Origin of the sequence: Arthrobacter sp. N199823 (assembly GCF_002929705.1) — a bacterium.
Taxonomy (GTDB): domain Bacteria; phylum Actinomycetota; class Actinomycetes; order Actinomycetales; family Micrococcaceae; genus Specibacter.
The window spans coordinates 1-15,289 of record NZ_PJIN01000014.1 but is presented as its reverse complement, the minus strand read 5'-3'; the positions used below and the strand labels follow the sequence as shown (position 1 = coordinate 15,289).

Annotated in this window: 19 protein-coding genes, 1 pseudogene and 1 riboswitch; of the genes and pseudogenes, 9 read left to right on the top strand and 11 right to left on the bottom strand. The window is 59.9% G+C overall.

Going from position 1 to position 15,289, the window contains the following annotated elements; genetic code table 11:
- Positions 1 to 190 precede the first annotated feature (190 nt).
- A complete protein-coding gene (locus CXQ93_RS18645; protein WP_253598164.1) occupies positions 191 to 652 on the top strand; it encodes a hypothetical protein in 462 nt (153 codons plus the stop codon).
- Between the two features lie 94 nt (positions 653 to 746).
- Here CXQ93_RS18645 and CXQ93_RS18640 read toward each other — a convergent pair whose 3' ends face one another.
- From CXQ93_RS18640 to CXQ93_RS18620, 4 genes are all read right to left on the bottom strand, one after another.
- On the bottom strand, positions 747 to 1,355 hold the full coding sequence (locus CXQ93_RS18640; RefSeq protein ID WP_104111920.1) for a copper resistance CopC family protein: 609 nt from the start codon (positions 1,353 to 1,355) through the stop codon (positions 747 to 749).
- A 151-nt stretch (positions 1,356 to 1,506) separates the two neighbouring features.
- Positions 1,507 to 2,121, bottom strand: coding sequence for a hypothetical protein (locus CXQ93_RS18635; RefSeq protein ID WP_104111919.1), 615 nt, complete (start codon positions 2,119 to 2,121; stop codon positions 1,507 to 1,509).
- A 464-nt stretch (positions 2,122 to 2,585) separates the two neighbouring features.
- Positions 2,586 to 3,497: a cation diffusion facilitator family transporter gene (locus tag CXQ93_RS18625; protein ID WP_104111917.1), complete on the bottom strand. Its 912-nt coding sequence runs from the start codon at positions 3,495 to 3,497 to the stop codon at positions 2,586 to 2,588.
- 59 nt (positions 3,498 to 3,556) lie between these two features.
- Positions 3,557 to 5,629: a cytochrome c oxidase assembly protein gene (locus CXQ93_RS18620; RefSeq protein ID WP_104111916.1), complete on the bottom strand. Its 2,073-nt coding sequence runs from the start codon at positions 5,627 to 5,629 to the stop codon at positions 3,557 to 3,559.
- Between the two features lie 224 nt (positions 5,630 to 5,853).
- Here CXQ93_RS18620 and CXQ93_RS18615 point away from each other — a divergent pair, with 224 nt between their 5' ends.
- From CXQ93_RS18615 to CXQ93_RS21315, 3 genes and pseudogenes are all read left to right on the top strand, one after another.
- On the top strand, positions 5,854 to 6,279 hold the full coding sequence (locus CXQ93_RS18615) for a helix-turn-helix transcriptional regulator (RefSeq protein ID WP_104111915.1): 426 nt from the start codon (positions 5,854 to 5,856) through the stop codon (positions 6,277 to 6,279).
- Between the two features lie 51 nt (positions 6,280 to 6,330).
- Positions 6,331 to 7,311 carry a cytochrome c oxidase assembly protein gene (locus CXQ93_RS18610; protein ID WP_104111914.1) on the top strand — a complete coding sequence of 327 codons (981 nt, stop codon included), beginning with the start codon at positions 6,331 to 6,333 and terminating at the stop codon, positions 7,309 to 7,311.
- Positions 7,312 to 7,475: 164 nt separating this feature from the next.
- Positions 7,476 to 7,688, top strand: a pseudogene (locus tag CXQ93_RS21315) (alcohol dehydrogenase catalytic domain-containing protein); the annotation flags it as partial.
- Here the strand turns inward: CXQ93_RS21315 and CXQ93_RS21310 are convergent.
- Positions 7,590 to 7,892 carry a hypothetical protein gene (locus CXQ93_RS21310; protein ID WP_308470643.1) on the bottom strand — a complete coding sequence of 101 codons (303 nt, stop codon included), beginning with the start codon at positions 7,890 to 7,892 and terminating at the stop codon, positions 7,590 to 7,592. The pseudogene CXQ93_RS21315 and the gene CXQ93_RS21310 sit on opposite strands and share 99 nt — an antisense overlap.
- On the opposite strand from CXQ93_RS21310, the gene CXQ93_RS21305 reads away from it, so the two are divergent.
- Positions 7,891 to 8,379, top strand: a complete 489-nt coding sequence (locus tag CXQ93_RS21305) for a zinc-binding dehydrogenase (protein WP_308470641.1) — start codon at positions 7,891 to 7,893, stop codon at positions 8,377 to 8,379. The genes CXQ93_RS21310 and CXQ93_RS21305 overlap by 2 nt on opposite strands.
- 72 nt (positions 8,380 to 8,451) lie before the next feature.
- On the opposite strand, the gene CXQ93_RS18600 is transcribed toward CXQ93_RS21305, so the two are convergent.
- The 4 genes from CXQ93_RS18600 to CXQ93_RS18585 form a co-directional block, all read right to left on the bottom strand.
- Positions 8,452 to 9,711 (bottom strand): Dyp-type peroxidase, encoded by a 1,260-nt coding sequence (locus CXQ93_RS18600; protein WP_104111913.1) that lies wholly within the window; start codon positions 9,709 to 9,711, stop codon positions 8,452 to 8,454.
- Positions 9,708 to 10,304 (bottom strand): copper chaperone PCu(A)C, encoded by a 597-nt coding sequence (locus CXQ93_RS18595; RefSeq protein WP_258069108.1) that lies wholly within the window; start codon positions 10,302 to 10,304, stop codon positions 9,708 to 9,710. Before CXQ93_RS18595 ends, CXQ93_RS18600 begins: the two co-directional genes overlap by 4 nt.
- Positions 10,305 to 10,383: 79 nt before the next feature.
- Positions 10,384 to 11,064: a copper resistance CopC family protein gene (locus CXQ93_RS18590; protein ID WP_104111912.1), complete on the bottom strand. Its 681-nt coding sequence runs from the start codon at positions 11,062 to 11,064 to the stop codon at positions 10,384 to 10,386.
- A 76-nt stretch (positions 11,065 to 11,140) separates the two neighbouring features.
- A complete protein-coding gene (locus tag CXQ93_RS18585) occupies positions 11,141 to 11,764 on the bottom strand; it encodes a hypothetical protein (protein ID WP_104111911.1) in 624 nt (207 codons plus the stop codon).
- A 155-nt stretch (positions 11,765 to 11,919) separates the two neighbouring features.
- Between CXQ93_RS18585 and CXQ93_RS18580 the strand changes: the two genes are divergently transcribed.
- The gene (locus CXQ93_RS18580) at positions 11,920 to 12,543 is read left to right on the top strand and encodes a helix-turn-helix domain-containing protein (protein WP_104111910.1); all 624 of its coding nucleotides are present in this window, start codon (positions 11,920 to 11,922) and stop codon (positions 12,541 to 12,543) included.
- Here CXQ93_RS18580 and CXQ93_RS20915 read toward each other — a convergent pair.
- The gene (locus tag CXQ93_RS20915; RefSeq protein WP_219817392.1) at positions 12,540 to 12,833 is read right to left on the bottom strand and encodes a hypothetical protein; all 294 of its coding nucleotides are present in this window, start codon (positions 12,831 to 12,833) and stop codon (positions 12,540 to 12,542) included. The genes CXQ93_RS18580 and CXQ93_RS20915 overlap by 4 nt on opposite strands.
- Positions 12,824 to 12,985: a hypothetical protein gene (locus CXQ93_RS20910; RefSeq protein WP_219817391.1), complete on the bottom strand. Its 162-nt coding sequence runs from the start codon at positions 12,983 to 12,985 to the stop codon at positions 12,824 to 12,826. Before CXQ93_RS20910 ends, CXQ93_RS20915 begins: the two co-directional genes overlap by 10 nt.
- Positions 12,986 to 13,005: 20 nt before the next feature.
- On the opposite strand from CXQ93_RS20910, the gene CXQ93_RS20905 reads away from it, so the two are divergent.
- The 3 genes from CXQ93_RS20905 to CXQ93_RS18565 all read left to right on the top strand — a co-directional run bounded on the left by CXQ93_RS20905 (position 13,006) and on the right by CXQ93_RS18565 (position 14,987).
- The gene (locus CXQ93_RS20905; RefSeq protein WP_219817390.1) at positions 13,006 to 13,299 is read left to right on the top strand and encodes a hypothetical protein; all 294 of its coding nucleotides are present in this window, start codon (positions 13,006 to 13,008) and stop codon (positions 13,297 to 13,299) included.
- A 238-nt stretch (positions 13,300 to 13,537) separates the two neighbouring features.
- Positions 13,538 to 13,813 carry a hypothetical protein gene (locus tag CXQ93_RS18570; protein ID WP_146073267.1) on the top strand — a complete coding sequence of 92 codons (276 nt, stop codon included), beginning with the start codon at positions 13,538 to 13,540 and terminating at the stop codon, positions 13,811 to 13,813.
- A 147-nt stretch (positions 13,814 to 13,960) separates the two neighbouring features.
- Positions 13,961 to 14,160: riboswitch (cyclic di-AMP (ydaO/yuaA leader) on the top strand.
- A 5-nt stretch (positions 14,161 to 14,165) separates the two neighbouring features.
- A complete protein-coding gene (locus tag CXQ93_RS18565; protein WP_104111908.1) occupies positions 14,166 to 14,987 on the top strand; it encodes a M23 family metallopeptidase in 822 nt (273 codons plus the stop codon).
- Positions 14,988 to 15,289 lie beyond the last annotated feature (302 nt).

Here is a 15,289-nt window from a genome sequence, read left to right as displayed (position 1 = left end):
GTGAGCATGGACTGATGTACTGACGCCAGCGTAGATCGCAGGACTTAGCTGGCCAATTCCTTCGCTCCGGCACAGACGCTCGTCTACTCGGATCTGAACACATCCTCGGTCTGCGGACGCTCCGCCCCTCCACTTCCCCACCAGACCTCATAGGGCACTCGCCAGCGGCACCACCCACTCGTAAGGATTTATGAAAATTTCAGACCCAGACCCGAACATGATGCCAGCCCCGTCCATGCATCGTGAGGAAGTCGCCGCGGGCACCAAGATGCCTCTGGGTGCCCGACGGCTCATGTTCATCGGTGGATTCTGCATTCCTGTAGGCCTAATAGCCACTGCATACAAATTCGGCGCGCAGCTGCTACTTGTGGCTGGCATTGTTGCGGTGGCGGTGGCACTGTCATACCAGGACGGACAACGCTGGTTCGCCGGGTGGTCGTGGCTAGTAGCTCTCGCTGGAGCAGCGTGGTTGGTAGCAACTGGGGCCTACTGGCTGGCCATCATATCCGCCGTCGAAGCGTCGGGCCCGCCCACGTTGTTACCGACCATTCTTTTCGCCGTCGGAGTGGGTGCATTCGTTGTAATGGCCCTTGGAACCCTTTGCGGCTGTATTTCTCGTTATCTCAGAAACCGGCGGACAATGGCCGCGTGATGCATTGATGGTCGATCCCTGAGGCTTTGATCGAGGATCGACCATCCACCGTTGGCAACTGAAGGACTTGCTCCCAAGCGCCAACGGGTTTGGCCTAGGGAGCTTCGCTTTTGCGCAAGCTTCGACGGACGATGATCATGGTTCCAACAATGGCAGCCAAAATAGCTGCCGGTATTCCGATTGCCAAAACCAAGCCTCCTGCGTTTGATGATTCAGGTTGATCGGAGGTCACGTCAGAGGCAGCGTTCACCGCTGGGCTGGCTTCGGGCACCACTGTTGTTGGCGCTGCAGTGACCGTCGCGCCCTGGCTAAGGTCCTGAACAGTGAAAGCGTAGTTCCCCTCAATGGGGTGGCCGTCTGAGGAGACTGCACGCCACAACACCTTGTATTGCCCGGAGCTGCCGTTGGTGATCTTAGTGGAGAGTGTTGGACCTTGGATGGTGACCTGGCCGTCGCTGACAGTTTTCCCCTCCCCATCGGTGACGGTGATGAGACTGAGTTTCAGGCTTTCGGAATCTGCCGGAGGATTGGACAGTGTCAACGAGACTGAGCTGGGCGCTACGGCAACTGTGGCATCAACGCCCGGAACGGTGGATTCGAGCGCGTCATGGGCTAGTGCTGGTGCGGCTGCGAATGCCGGAATAAGTGCCGCCGCTGCCAAGGCCATGCGGAGTCGGTAGCGTCGAATTTGAAATTTTTTCATGGTGTATCTCTGCAATTCTGTTCTGTGTTCCACTGGATTATTCTTCAGTGCTTCTAAGTCGTTGGTGCGCTAGGTGCGTCGAAGTACACTCCGAAGGGCAATAGACCGTTCGGGAAACTAGGTCGCATCAACTGCGGGCGTGTAGGTGGGGCTATGCGGGCAGATGCGCTTCCGTTCGCGGAGGCCCCCGTGTTGACGGTTTTCCAAGGTACCTCCATCGCCGTGCGAGCGTACCGTATTTTGCAGTCAGGGTGCTCGATGTTGGAGCAACCCCAAAAGCTTCTGGTACCACAGCAAGGGGACGAAGCCAGCGCGCAAGAGCCCAAAGTGCGGCTTCTCCCCACGCCAGAACTATTGCAGCCAGTACTGTTGCTGCGGCGTGCAGGACCAGCATAAGTGGCGAATCAGCGGCAGCCAGGTGCTCAGTGGGGATCGTCTCGACTGCGGGCCTCGCCACGGGGCCCAGCACCACTCCGTGATGTGTCCCATTTTCGAACAAGAGAGTGCTGTCACCAGAAAATACGGAGAAGGCATGGTGCAGAGTAGTTTGGCCTGCAGCCAGGTACGCCACGAGCACCGGGCCCGTCATTCTTATGCCTGCGAGCAAGACTGCGGAGAGCAAGACAACACTCGAGAGGGCAGCCACAATTGTCGGTGGCGGCAGGTGGCCCCCTGCCATCAGGTGGGCTGCGGCAGGCAATCCCAGGACGGCGACAGCTATCACCGCTGCCCGCGGGAAGCGAAATGGTGCACAAACAGCAGCCATGGGCACCATTCCTTTCTTGACGAGGTGGTTGCTAGATACGAGAAAACGGCGGTGGGGTGATCATGTGGGTTATCGGGGGAGCTGACGTAGGTGGCTACTTGGCAGTGTCATTGGCGGTCATTTCGAGTCCATTTCTTCCGCAAAGATTCAAAGAGCCCGGCATCCTTTGCGCATACTTGCCTTGTTGGCTAGCAGTCGCGGCGGCGAGGGTTAGCATTTTCGATTGGCGGTGGATGGGGAGCGGGTCACAGCCAGTGATAAATGCGATTTTGTTTACGAATTCATCTTTAGGCTTACCAAAAATGCGCGGATTTCTTTGAATGTCTTGCATCTGACACCAAGGCATTCAACTGGTGGACCAGATCAGTCCTGCCATCACAATTACGGACATCAATAGCCATACGATCCTAGACAACTATTGGATGGGACTTCCCGAGTGGTCGATGTTGGTGGATGCGTCGTCATCAATGATGGATATTCTCTTGGTCACGGTGGGTTGAGGTTTCTATCTGAAACGTTGAGTGTTCGATGCCGATATCAAAGTGGTGGGCGACACAATCCTGCAGGTTCGTCAGGAGGACTCCTGCCTGGCCGTCAGTCATGCAGGAGTCCTCAACAGTGATGTGTGCAGAAAGCACTGGTGTACCGGACGCCACCAATGATGCATGCAGGTCATGGACATCAAGGACATTAGGTAATGCGAGGATGTGCTCACGCACTTTCGAAAGGTCAAGGCCCTTGGGAACACTTTCCATCAGAACATTGATGGTGTCACGGAGTAATTTCACTGTTCGGGGAATGATCAGCGTCCCGATTAACAACGACACAACAGCATCGGCCTGGAGCCAACCGGTAGTTGCTATGACGATGGCGGCGACGATGACGGCGATCGAGCCCAACGCATCGTTGAGCACCTCCAGGAAGGCTGCCTTCATGTTGAAGTTGTGGTTGCGTCCTGCTGAAAGGATGACGAGGCTAACAGCATTACCAACGAGGCCTATGACGCCGAACCAGAGCATCATGGACTCTCCGACCTCTGGTGGATCGAAGAGTCTGCGGATGCCTTCGATGATGACGAATCCACCTACAGCCAAAAGCAGCGATGCCTGTCCGGCCGCAGCAATGATCTCGGCGCGCTTGTAGCCCCAAGTACGGCTTATCGATGCTGGTTTCAGGGCCAGAGACGCCGCAAGCAGCGCAATCAATAGTCCTGCTGAGTCGGTGAACATGTGCCCTGCATCGGCCAAGAGTGCGAGGCTCCCGGTCAAAATAGCCCCGATTATTTCGGCAATCATGACTGTGAAAGTTATGACAAAAACAAGTAGAAGCTTGCCTCGCTGGCTGGTACCTGCTGCTGCGTGATCGTGGTCGCTCATGAGGTCATCTCCAAGTCGCTAGGGGAAGTCGCTGAATTTTGACAGTCGTATTGGATAAGTTACTGATGCTTCTCGACTCGTTCACAGGGAACATGCGGTTTGCCCATATGCATACACTCGGCATTTTTCCGCCCGAGCTCACCGTATGTGATCCGGCTCCGAACCACTCCGAGGCCGGAAATTCGCCGTTGAATGGACATGACGAGAATGATCATAAGGCCCACCGCTAGGCCGACTACCCCCTGGATGGCGCCGGCTGAGCGTTGATCTACCAGAGGGGCCAAGCCCCATTCTCTTCCCATGCCGAGGAACCATTCAGGCTCAATCACAGTTGTTGAGAACCTCAAGGCAGCTCCCATAGCCACTTGAGCCACTGTCACTACCAGGAGCAAAACGATGCGAGCCCGATACGAAGTCATTGATTGCGTGCTAGCGCGCTTCCCGATCATTGACTGGGCGAAGAGGCACCCGATTACCACGAAATAGACGTTCATAAGCTCATGGCCCGCGTGTTGCCGGAGTGCAAATCCGAATGCATCCGAGTAGTAAAAGAGAGCCATTGACCCGATTAAGGTCGCGGAAGTAAGCCCTGGATGCGTGGCCACTGTCCATAATCGTGATTTGGTGGCTGCAGCGACCCACTCTCGGGGGCCCATCGATCCGTCAGTGCGAGGTTCAAAAACCCTAAGAGCCAGCACGAGGGGGAAACTGAGCGCGAGGAGAACCGGAACAATCATCGTCAGCGCAAGGTGGTCGAACACGTGAGCACTGAATAAGACACGCCCATAGACAGCGGGTCCACCGGAGGTGAAGAACACCAGCAGGCCCAGGCCTATCAGCCATGACACGCTTCGAGCCGCTGGCCAGCTGTCGCCGCGTAGTTGAAGATGGCGGATGGCTCGGAGATATAGGTAGGCCGAGACGATTGCCAGGGCAATCCACAGCCAATCCGGTCTCCATACCGAGAACCATGTCTCGATGGTCAGTTCCGGCGGCAGTCGATAGCCGGTAAGAACTTCGGCCGGACTCAGCGATGGGCCAATAGCCTCCGTACCAGTTGGTGTCCGGCTCAGCCCGGCAGCGAGGCCGCTGACGGCTCCCATGATCAATAATTCCACAACCACAAGGCGCCAGAACAGACGCTGTGCCTTCCCAGGGTGCTTCGTTGTTGTTAGAGCAGGAATAATCCACTTTCGATGCATGAGTCCAACAACCCCCAAGAAGATGGTGGCCGCGGTTTTGAGCAGCAAGATGTACCCATAGGCGGAAGCCATCCCGGCAGGGACATCGATCCGGATGAGGGCATTGATAATGCCGGAGGCGACGACTAGCACGAAGGCGAAGCCCGCCATGTTTGAGTATCGCTTCACTACCCAGGGTTTTTCGTTTCCCAGGGCAGGTCCGGCGACGCATAAGGCAATCAACCCACCAAACCACAAACACACGCCAACTAGGTGCAATCCAAGGGAATTGACCGCTTGTTCATGATCGCTGCCGCCGGCAGCATGACCTATTAGGACTACTGGCAGCAAGCCCGCCAAGGCAAGACCGGCCGTAACTGCAAGAGCTGTTGCCGAGCGGACGCCATATGTCATTGTCGCCACTAGCGCTGCAATGGTCACCACCACCAACCAGGCGGTTCCAGTGGGGATTTCTGTGACGTAGGATGCGAGCTTGGCGGCAAAATCGCTGCTGCCGGAGATCGGTATCCCTGCAATGTCGGCGAAACTGAAGATCAGAACAGCCAGGGCGGCCAACGTCCACAACAGGCTGGAGGTCATGGCAAGGACCATGACCCGAGTGAATGCCGGATGCTCTCCTCCGTGGTTCGCCACAGCTGCTCCAACTTGACTCTTTCTCGCTGGTCGTTGCTTAGTGCGGGGAACAATGAAGGCGGCGAATATTAGGGCGCCAATGGTCGAGGCGACAGCAATATTTTGCACCGTTTTTGCAACACCATACCCCCATCGAACGAAGGCTCCGGGGTCACGAACCAGTGTTGGAAGCCCCGCCCGGCCGAAAGCACTCGCGACTAAGACCGTGCACACAGCAAGGATGACAGCACCACCGAGCCACCAGAGTCTAGGCGCAGTGCCACGGGTATTGATCGTTGCCGGCACTTTCATCGCCATGTATGTTCCTCAAACCTAGACCTACGCTGGCGTGAAAAGGGTTCTTGGCAGGCAGCACCAATAATCGCCAGCATTCCATAAGAATATATGTAGAGTTGTTCATACGTTAATTCTGGGGAGCGGAACGGTCGCGACTTTCATTCGTCGAGAGGCCGGTGCAGCAATTTCAGTGACATCGCCTAAAGCAAATGCGAACCATTAGCAGGAAAGGGTACTCTTGGTGAATGACAGGAACAACACACGAGGCAGCAGAATTGACGGCGGGCACAGACAGCGAGTGTTCAGCCAGACTGGTAGATGCTGGCAAGGTCGCACTGGTCAAATCCCAAATGCCCCGCGACATCGACGTAGTGGAACTTGCGGCCATCTTTGGACTCCTCTCCGATCCAGGGCGGGTTCGGATACTCACCGCCCTTCTGTCAGGGGAGATGTGCGTTTGCGATGTAGCCGCAACAACCGGACTCAGCGAATCAGGCGTCTCCCATGCCCTCCGCCTTCTAAGGGCTTCCCGAGTGGTAGAGGTCCGTCGATCAGGACGAATGGCGTACTATTCACTGGCCGATTCCCACGTCAGCATTCTGCTGGAACTCGGCCTGAAACATGTTGGACATACCGGTCAACAACGGTTGGCCATGGCAGACTTCGACTAACCCCTCAACCACCTGTCCGTACGCCCCTAGCTCCCGAAGAGCGCCTCCGGGATGTCTGACTTTGACATAGATGGCCCTGTTTGGCTGCCCACCTTGGCGCCATCGATGGCTCAATATCTTGCCCCAAACTTCCAACCCATGCCTCTCATCCCGGTACTGGCACTACTGGCGGCAATCTTCTACCTTTCCGGGGCAATTCGACTTTGGAGGCAAGGGCGGTCATGGTCGCCGATTCGCACCGCCTCATTCTTGATCGGTTGCTTGGCCGTAATGGTTGTCATGGGTGCCGGCATCGAAGGTTACGGATTGGGCATGTTTTCAATTTTCATGTTCCAACAGCTCACGCTCATGATGGCTGTTCCGCCACTATTGGTACTCGGCTCACCAGGAACACTGCTGCTGCGGGCGACGCCGCGGAACGGCCTGGGACTACCAGCACTACGCCTTGCGATCTGGGGCTTGCGATCCAGGTGGGGGCGCCTGGCTATCCACCCAGCGTTCATGGTTCCCCTTTTTCTCCTTAGCTTCTACGGCGTCTACTTCTCCGGAATGGCTGACCGGCTTCTGACAAATTGGTACGGGCACGTTGGCCTGGAACTAGTGTTTCTGTTCGCTGGAGTCCTGTTCACCATCCCACTACTTTCGGCCGACCCCCTCCCCAGGCGACAGAGCCATTTGGGCCGGATGATCGATGTCTTCGCTGAAATGCCACTGCATGCCTTTTTTGGCGTGGTCATCATGATGTCCACCAAACCCATGGTCACGTTCTTCTCGACTGCACCAGCTTCGTGGAACGTCGACCCCATGGCCGACCAGGCCGTGGCCGGCGGCCTGGCATGGGCCTACGGGGAATTGCCCTCAGTGTTGATGCTCTTGTATATCCTCGTTCGATGGCATCGCGACGAAGCCCGCAGCTGGGTCAAGGCCGAAAGGAAGATCGCAACGGAAGGGACGCCGGAATTGGATGCATACAACGACTATCTCATCCAACTAGCAAGCCAGCCCGAACCCAAGCGGTCCACGCGTTCCTAGTACTTTGCCAGGTTGGGGGCAGCGTTCAAGCAGCCGAAGATGAATTATTGCAGTGCCTTTAGGCCGCTATAAAGACTGTGTCCACCGCTGGGGCTTTCGGGTGACGAACCGCTTTGTGGCGATGAATAGCTGGGCCGCGGTGACCCGGGTGAGAAGGCAGCAGGATGGTGGCCGCCATCGGGCTTCATGTCCAGGGTGTGAAGACAGGGGACCGGGTGGTCCTGGTCTTCGTCCCGATGTGCGGGAACTGCCGCGCCTGCACCAACGGCCGCCCCGCCCTATGTCACCGCGGTGCCGAGTCCAATGGCAGCGGGGACCTCCTGCACGGCGACGCCATTCTGCGCACAACGTCGGGGGAGCGGGTGAACCACCACCTGGGGGTTTCCGCGTTTTCTGAGTACGCCGTGGTGGCGCGGGAATCCGTGGTGGTGATTGATGACGACGTCCCGCTGGATGTCGCTGCCATGTTCGGTTGCGCCGCCCTCACCGGAATTGGCGCCGTCATCCACTCCGCCAACGTCACCGAGGGCCAGTCTGTGATTGTATTCGGCCTGGGAGCTGTGGGGCCTCGTCGCGGTCATGGGTGCGCCCCAGATTCCTGGGACTACGGTCATCGCGATCGATCCGCTTCCGGAGAAGCAAGCTCTTGCGCGCAAATGTGGTGCCCACTTTGCGGGCTCGCCGGGGCAGGCAGGAGAGCTCGTTGCGGCGCATGCCGGCGATGGTGTGGATGTTGCCATTGAAGCTGTGGGCAGTGCCAAGGTCATGGAGGCGTGCCTTGACCTGCTCACCCGGGGCGGGGCACTGGTATCCGTGGGGTTGCCTCATCCAGACCAGATGCTCAATGTTCAGGCCCTGCCGTTCGCGGGCACGGGCAAGCGGCTGATCGGCTCCTACAGGGGAGATGCCGACCCCGCCCGCGACATCCCCGCCTACATCCAACTCTGGCGCGACGGCCGGCTGCCGGTTGAATTGCTGCACACGGACACCAAGCCCCTAGCTGAAATCAACCAGGGGCTCGATGACCTTGCCGAAGGTCTGGTGGTGCGGCGGCTGTTTACCTTTTAACCCTGCTGGCTGGCGGTGTCGAAACCCGATTTCGGCACCTCCAGCGAGCAGGGAATCAGCCCAACCGGCAACTTAGGTGAACAACTGCTCGCCGATGAACCCGCCCTCCGCACAGCCCGGCGGGACGGCGAAAACGGCTGAACCGGTCGGAACGGTCCACATATTCAGCATGTCCAGCTCATCCAAACGCTTCTGGATAGGCGTGAACTGCTTCTGCACATCGGCCTGGTACGAGGCAAAAATCAGCCCCGACCCGGAAATGTCCCCCGCCGCCGGCTGCCCATCGTAGTTGTAGCCACGACGGAAAATTCGCTCCACAGGGTTCTCTGGGCGGGCCCGGCGCATATGGGCGAAGTCCTCAATCACGGGGAAACCAGAGGAGTTCAAGGCCTCGAAGTCCGGCTCATCGTGCTCATTTGTGCCGGTCAGCGGCGCCCCGTTGTCCATGCGGCGCCCCACTGAGGCGTCCCTGCCGGGGCGATCGAGTTCATCCCAGGTGTCCAGATTCATTTCAATGCGCCGAATCACCAGAGACGTGCCGTTCTCAAGCCATGGAGCGATTTCCTCCCGGCCCCACACCACATCCTCATGCCATCCGGTGTCCGGCTGCGGGTTCGCCGTACCGTCCACCTGGCCAAACAAATTCCGCATGGTGGTGCCGGGGTTTTCCGTGCCATGGGCGCGCCGGAATCCCTGCTGCACCCATTTCACGGAGGCAAAGCTGCGTGCATCCTTCAGCAACATACGCTGGGCATGCGCTACGGACACCGGATCATCGGAGCAGATCTGCAATAGCAGGTCGCCGTCGTTGAATTCTGGGCGCAGCTTGTCAACGGAGAACGCCGGCAGCGGCTTGAGCCAGGCGGGTTTCTGCGCCGGATTGACCAGCTCCACCAGCCGAGGTCCAAAGCCAAAGGTCACGGTCAGACGGGCGGGACTGGCCGCCAGTTCAACCTCGGTGTCCGCCAAAGCGCCCCGGCCCTGGGTGAGCCTGGCGGCGTCGTCGGTCAGCAGTTTCAGCAGTGCCTTGATCCGGTCAGCGGGCAGGTCCGGATTCAGTTCCAGCGCCACAAAGTTTGCGTGCGACTGCGCATCCGTGCTGATTCCGGCCTGTCGGGCGCCGTAAAACGGCACCGTTTGGCTGCCATGGATTGCCATGGACGACGGCGGGAGCTCACCTTGATCCTTGCCGCCCGGCAACAGCGTTGCCGCACCTGCCAAGGCGCCTAGGCTTGCCGCGGCACCACCAAAGAGCAGGTTCCGGCGTGGCACACCACGTTTCTTGGGTGGCTCAGAGGCGGGGGCTGTAGATGTCTTCGGTTGTTGGGTCATTTGGTATGCGTGGGCGAGCCGGCGGGGGTGTCGGTGCCGTGGTCCATGCCCTCATCGTCTGCAAGGTCGCCGTAGTCCTCATTGGCGCCGGAGAAGTCCTTGACCACGGCGGTGAAATCCAGGGTGTCGCCTGTGGAGAGCTCCAAGGTCAGGGAGATCTCGTCCCCTGCCTGGACCGGCTTGACCAGTCCCATCATCATGATGTGGTCGTTGCCGGGCTCCAGCACGATTTCACCGTTGGCGGGAACCACAAAGCCGCCCTCCTTGGGCTGCATCTTCATGCCGCCGTCGGCACCTGCAATGACCTCATGCAGCTCAGCCGTTTTTGCGGCCGGAGTACTGGCACCAACAATGGTGATGTCCTCGCCGGTGCTGTTTCTGACGGTTCCAAACGCGGAGGTCATGCCACCGTCGATGGCCTTTGCCCAGGTCTCGTCGATGGTCAGGGCAGAGGCCGGGGCGGCGTAGGCGGGGGTGGGGGCGGCCGCGTTGCGGCTCTCGTCGTAGGCGCCGCAGGATGTCAGCGCCAGTGAAGCGGCTGCTGCGACGGCCAGGGCTGTGTAGCGGAAGGACTTGAAAGTCATTTTGTTCATGATGAAGCTCCGTTAAAGGTATTGCCGGCCATGCGGCGTCCTGCCGTGGGTGGCCGGGAAGAATTTTTGTTGTGTGGAGTCAGGATGCTTGTTTGGAGTTTTCCCGTGCCCGCGCAATGAAGACGAATCCCAAGTAGGCGCCCAGCCCAACAAGCGCGCCCAGCCCTATGACCAGCACCTTGCCCAAGGCCGAGCCTCCGGCAGCACCGTCACTGTTTTGAGTCGCGGCAGCCGGGGGGCTCTCGTTTTGGGCTGACGGGGCACTGGTCGCCGACGGCGCCACTGCACTCTTGCTGGGCGTCGATTTTAGCGTGGGCGCGGCTGCCGGGGACTTTAGTGCCGCCGCGGCATCACCCACCACGAACGTCTGAGTGCCGTTGATGGGGTGTCCGTCGCTGGAGACCACCCGCCAACGGACCAGGTATTCGCCGTCGGGCATGTTGGCCTGCACCGGCTGGGCCAGCTTGGTGCCGCTCAGAGCCGGCTCGCCCTGCGCCCAATCCTTGTCTGCTGCGTCCATGACGCGAACCTCGTTGCCAAGAATCAGCAATGAACCGCTGAAGGAAAGTTCCACACCGGCTGGTGCGGCGTCTAGCTGCGCATCGGGTGACGGGTTGGACGAGATGATGCGGTCATGCGCGGCAGCTTGGGGTGCCGTGGCCAGAGCCAACCCCAGGCACAAAAGTACGGCGGCAATTGCTGCGGCGGCCCTTGAACCGTTGGTTTGCCAGGTGGCAGTGGACAAAAAGTTTGTAGGCATGGTTGCTTCCCGCCCCGCCAAGGAACGCAGCAATGTGCGCCGGCAGGGCTTTCGGATTGAAAAACGTGGAGGCGTTTTAGGACACGAGGGAAAGTACCGGGGGGCCGCGGTGGCGCATGGCTAGCAGCGGCACGCCCAAATTCGGCAGGGCCAGAACCGGCCAGGTGGTGGGCAGGATCCGGGTGCCGGAGAAGATGGACACAAGGTGGACGGCTGGCAGCAGCCGGATCAGCCGGAACCGCAAAGCTCGGATGAGTCGGACAGTGCTGACCTCGCCATGGCGCAGTACAGCAACGGTGACCGCGGCTGCTAGGACGTGGCTGAGCCACATCATGGGACCATCGTGCGTCATGGCCATGGGTGCCGAGCCGGGGACGGTCATGAACGTCATGTTGGACATGTCATGGCCGGCATGGACGCCTTTCGGCAGCACCGCGGAGGTGTCGGCCATGGCGGCGTTGGCACTGAAGAGCCAGTGGAAACCACTCTGGCTCAGGACAACCGCTACAGCCATCCGCCACCACGAGAGCACCCGGCCAGCTAGCAAGGTGCAGACTAGCCCTGACAGTGCAAGAGCCAGGAATAGGATGGAGAGTTCGGGAGGTCCGCCGCCGGCCAACACGTGGGAGATCACGGAGACGAAGGTTGCAACACACGCACCGGCCCAGCCTCGGACAACGCGAACGCCGCCTGACGCCATTCCCGCCTCCCCTGAAGAATCTGGTGTGCCGATTTTGTTCGGCTACCCGCAATTATCCCATATTTCTACAAGGTGTCGAAAATTTACTGAGGCCCGGTGGCTCAGTGACCAGATTTCTGCTTAAAATATAAAATTGTCGGTGAGAAACTGAAGAAATGTTAGACGTTGCCGTCATTGAGGAAGCCGCCGCGGAGGCGACGTTGGATCCCATTCGTGCCCGATTGCTGGCGGAACTGCGCGAGCCCGCCTCTGCGGCGAACGTTGCCGGGCGACTGGGGCTGCCCCGGCAAAAAGTGAACTACCACCTGCACATGTTGGAAGGCTTTGGGTTGCTGGAATTGGTGGAGGAGCGGCGCCGCGGCAACGTCACAGAACGGGTCATGGGCGCAACGGCCCGGGAATACGTCATGCCCCCCGCGGCACTTCCGGGCGTGGCCCCTGATCCTTCGCTCGAGCCCAACCGGCTCACGGCACGTTGGATGCTGGCCCTCGCAGCACGGCTGGTTCACGACGTGGAGGCGCTCATCACCGGGGCCGACAACGCCAAGCAGCGACTGGCCACCTTCGCCATGGACGGCGAGGTAATCTTCGCCAGCGCAGCCGACCGGGCCGCCTTCACAGCGGAACTCGAGACAGGGACAGCGAAGCTCGTCGAAAAGTACCACAGCGCAAACGCAAGCGGCGGACGCAAGCACAGGATCGTCGTCGCACTTCACCCCAGCATCAAGCCGGGCGCGCAGCAAATTACACACCCTGCCGGAACAACCGGCCACAACTAGGGAGTCATGATGGCCAAGGAATTCAAGATCGTGCACGAATCCGAGATCGAGGGCACGCCCCAACAGGTGTTCGACGCCGCCACAGTGGGCAATTCCGGCTGGCTGTGGCCCTGGGCGGCGAATTTGAGCCGCGAACGGGTGGGGCCGGCCCCATGGGCAGCACCGTCACTTTGTGGGAGCCGCCGCACCGATTTTCCAACCAGATGGCGGGCGAAGGCGACTTCTTCAACCAGCTCGACTACGACATTTCCGAGCTCCCGGATGGCAACTCCTGGCTGCGCTACGTCCACAGCGGTTGATCTTCGAGGACTGGGACAACCAATACGACGGCGCCGCCAAGCACACCGCCTTCTACCAGCACACGCTGGGCCAGTACGTGAAGTACTTCGCGGGCAAACAGGCCGCATTCGCCCATGTACAGGGCCCGCAGCGTCCTCCGCACCCGACGCCTGTGAGGTGGTCATGGCCGCATTGGGGATTGCCGTCGCCGGAGCCGGGGGACACCTCAGCATCACCATTGCGGGGGTCGGGATGGTGGACGCCGTGGTGGACTACCTTGATCCGAACTTCGTGGGACTGCGCACAGAAGACGCGATGTACCGCTTCTTTGACCGCAATGCCTTCGGCGCCGTGATGGGAATGACCATCCACCTGTTTGCTGACGGTGCTGACGCTGACACCGCCGGCGATGCGTGGGGCGCGTGGCTTAACGGGTTGTACGCGCAGCCGATCCGGACCTCGCGGAACTCGGCCTGAGAATCCCGGATGATCCGGGACGCTGGGCACTGCCACCCGAGACGGTTGTGCAGCAAAGCTGGTGGAACAAGCCATTCCACCAGCCAGCACCGGGAGATCAGCCATGGACGCACACAGCCGCACCGAAAATATCATGGAACCCGGTGCCAGGCCGGCCGTCGAAAGGAACGTCGTACCCACCCCTGCCCGGGCGCCCATCCGCTTCATGAGCCGCTGAAGCACCGCAGCGGCACTGGTGGTGGGGAGCGGCACTGAACGCCTCGGCGTCGTTCATCAACACGGCATTCCTGCAGGGCGTCCCAGCACGGAAGGCTACCTCAGCGCTCTGATGGAGCGGGGAACCCTCGGAATTCTGGGCCTCATGCTGAACCTGCTGGGCATCCCGCTCATGCTGGCCGGCATCGTGGGATTGCTGCAGCTGGCCAGCCCGCGGCACCCATTGTCAGCCGGATCGCGCTCACCACAACCACCGTTGGCATGCTGCCGTTCCTGCTGGCTGGTCCAAGTGAATTGATCCCGGGTATGTGGAGGTCGGACCGGCGGTCAGCCAGTGGTGAAAGGTGACGTGGCCTGGGCACCGAACTTCATGTGTAACGAAATTATAACTTTTGGTTCTTGTCCGTTAGGATTGAAAAAATATATACCCCTAACGGGTATTTCGTGGGCCGCTTCGCCAAACCCCGTCGGCGGTCCGCGATCGTTCATTTTTGCGACGGGGACGGAGGAACCACTACCGGTGCCTTGTTGCACCTTGGGGTGAAGCCTGCTCAACAAACCACTGCCTATATGGCGGGGCGTTGGACTGGCCGGGCCTACCTCGCCCGAATCCGACAGCTAACTTCGTAGGCGTTGAGAGGACCTCACTTATGCCTGCCCACCGCCAGCATGGCCGCCGTCGCGCGACCAAATCAAAACTCATCAACACGTCGAACAAAGGGCGTCACTGGGCGTCGGCCCCTGACGTGGCTATCGAGCCCTTCACAGGCAAGAAATCATTGACGATGGCTGTGGCCGCAGCAGGTTTCATTGCATTGACTGCCCTTCCGGCCGCGCACGCTGAGACTAATCATCTTTCGCCTGCCGTGACCGCCAACGTGTCTATCTCCTCGGGCCAACCGACAATAACGGCGGATCAGGATGTCGTGGTGTCCTTCGCTAAGCCGCTGGTGTCCAGCAAGCCAGCCCAGGCAGCAACGCCGCCGAGCGCCCTGCACCCGGCGGCTGCCCAAGAGGCGCCAATTCCCACACTGGCGCCAGAAGAGGCGCCAGCAGCTGTGCCAACGCCCGCGCAGCCGTCCTCAGGGCTTCGCCCTCCGTTGGCTGAGCTGACGGTCACCTCACCATTTGGGTATCGGGTCAATCCGCTGACTGGGGCGGGAGGGGAACTGCACACAGGGATCGACTTTGCTGGCGCGTGCGGCACCTCAGTATTTGCGTCAGGCTCAGGTACCGTGACGGAAGCTGGGTGGAGCCCGTATGGTGGCGGAAATCGAATCGTTATCGACCACGGTGGTGGGATCAAGACCACCTACAACCATTTGGACTCCATTGGGGTCAGTGTTGGGCAGGAGGTCAATGGCGGCGCCCCGATAGCTGGAGTCGGCACGACGGGCAATTCCACGGGATGCCACCTGCACTTTGAGGTCGTAGTTGATGGACAGACGGTGGACCCTACACCGTTCATCTAGGACTTCATCATGGATTGCGGCCGGGCGCGTGGCTTTGAGCGTACGCTGCCCGGCGGCCATTATGGGTTCGGGGTTCTCCTCAGGTGTCGCGGCGCCCAATTGCCCGGTGATGGAACTTCGAGGCATGGAAGTTCAGGCGCTGCGAAATCGGCGCCCGTCGACTACGCCTGGCACAGGAGCGGGCGGCTGGACAAAGCCGCCCGCGGATAGCTGCCGAAGCTCTCCAGGGTGGTTGGTGTCGAACGGGTTGTCTGGCGGTGCCGTTGCTGAACAGGGGCTTTTTTAGGCCGGTGTGAGGCTGT

Coding starts and splice junctions, on each gene's coding strand:
- CXQ93_RS18645 (WP_253598164.1), top strand. CDS start 191: ATGAAAATTTCAGACCCAGACCCGAACATGATGCCAGCCCCGTCCATG.
- CXQ93_RS18640 (WP_104111920.1), bottom strand. CDS start 1,355: ATGAAAAAATTTCAAATTCGACGCTACCGACTCCGCATGGCCTTGGCA.
- CXQ93_RS18635 (WP_104111919.1), bottom strand. CDS start 2,121: ATGGCTGCTGTTTGTGCACCATTTCGCTTCCCGCGGGCAGCGGTGATA.
- CXQ93_RS18625 (WP_104111917.1), bottom strand. CDS start 3,497: ATGAGCGACCACGATCACGCAGCAGCAGGTACCAGCCAGCGAGGCAAG.
- CXQ93_RS18620 (WP_104111916.1), bottom strand. CDS start 5,629: ATGGCGATGAAAGTGCCGGCAACGATCAATACCCGTGGCACTGCGCCT.
- CXQ93_RS18615 (WP_104111915.1), top strand. CDS start 5,854: ATGACAGGAACAACACACGAGGCAGCAGAATTGACGGCGGGCACAGAC.
- CXQ93_RS18610 (WP_104111914.1), top strand. CDS start 6,331: ATGTCTGACTTTGACATAGATGGCCCTGTTTGGCTGCCCACCTTGGCG.
- CXQ93_RS21305 (WP_308470641.1), top strand. CDS start 7,891: ATGGGTGCGCCCCAGATTCCTGGGACTACGGTCATCGCGATCGATCCG.
- CXQ93_RS21310 (WP_308470643.1), bottom strand. CDS start 7,892: ATGACCGCGACGAGGCCCCACAGCTCCCAGGCCGAATACAATCACAGA.
- CXQ93_RS18600 (WP_104111913.1), bottom strand. CDS start 9,711: ATGACCCAACAACCGAAGACATCTACAGCCCCCGCCTCTGAGCCACCC.
- CXQ93_RS18595 (WP_258069108.1), bottom strand. CDS start 10,304: ATGAACAAAATGACTTTCAAGTCCTTCCGCTACACAGCCCTGGCCGTC.
- CXQ93_RS18590 (WP_104111912.1), bottom strand. CDS start 11,064: ATGCCTACAAACTTTTTGTCCACTGCCACCTGGCAAACCAACGGTTCA.
- CXQ93_RS18585 (WP_104111911.1), bottom strand. CDS start 11,764: ATGGCGTCAGGCGGCGTTCGCGTTGTCCGAGGCTGGGCCGGTGCGTGT.
- CXQ93_RS18580 (WP_104111910.1), top strand. CDS start 11,920: ATGTTAGACGTTGCCGTCATTGAGGAAGCCGCCGCGGAGGCGACGTTG.
- CXQ93_RS20905 (WP_219817390.1), top strand. CDS start 13,006: ATGGCCGCATTGGGGATTGCCGTCGCCGGAGCCGGGGGACACCTCAGC.
- CXQ93_RS18565 (WP_104111908.1), top strand. CDS start 14,166: ATGCCTGCCCACCGCCAGCATGGCCGCCGTCGCGCGACCAAATCAAAA.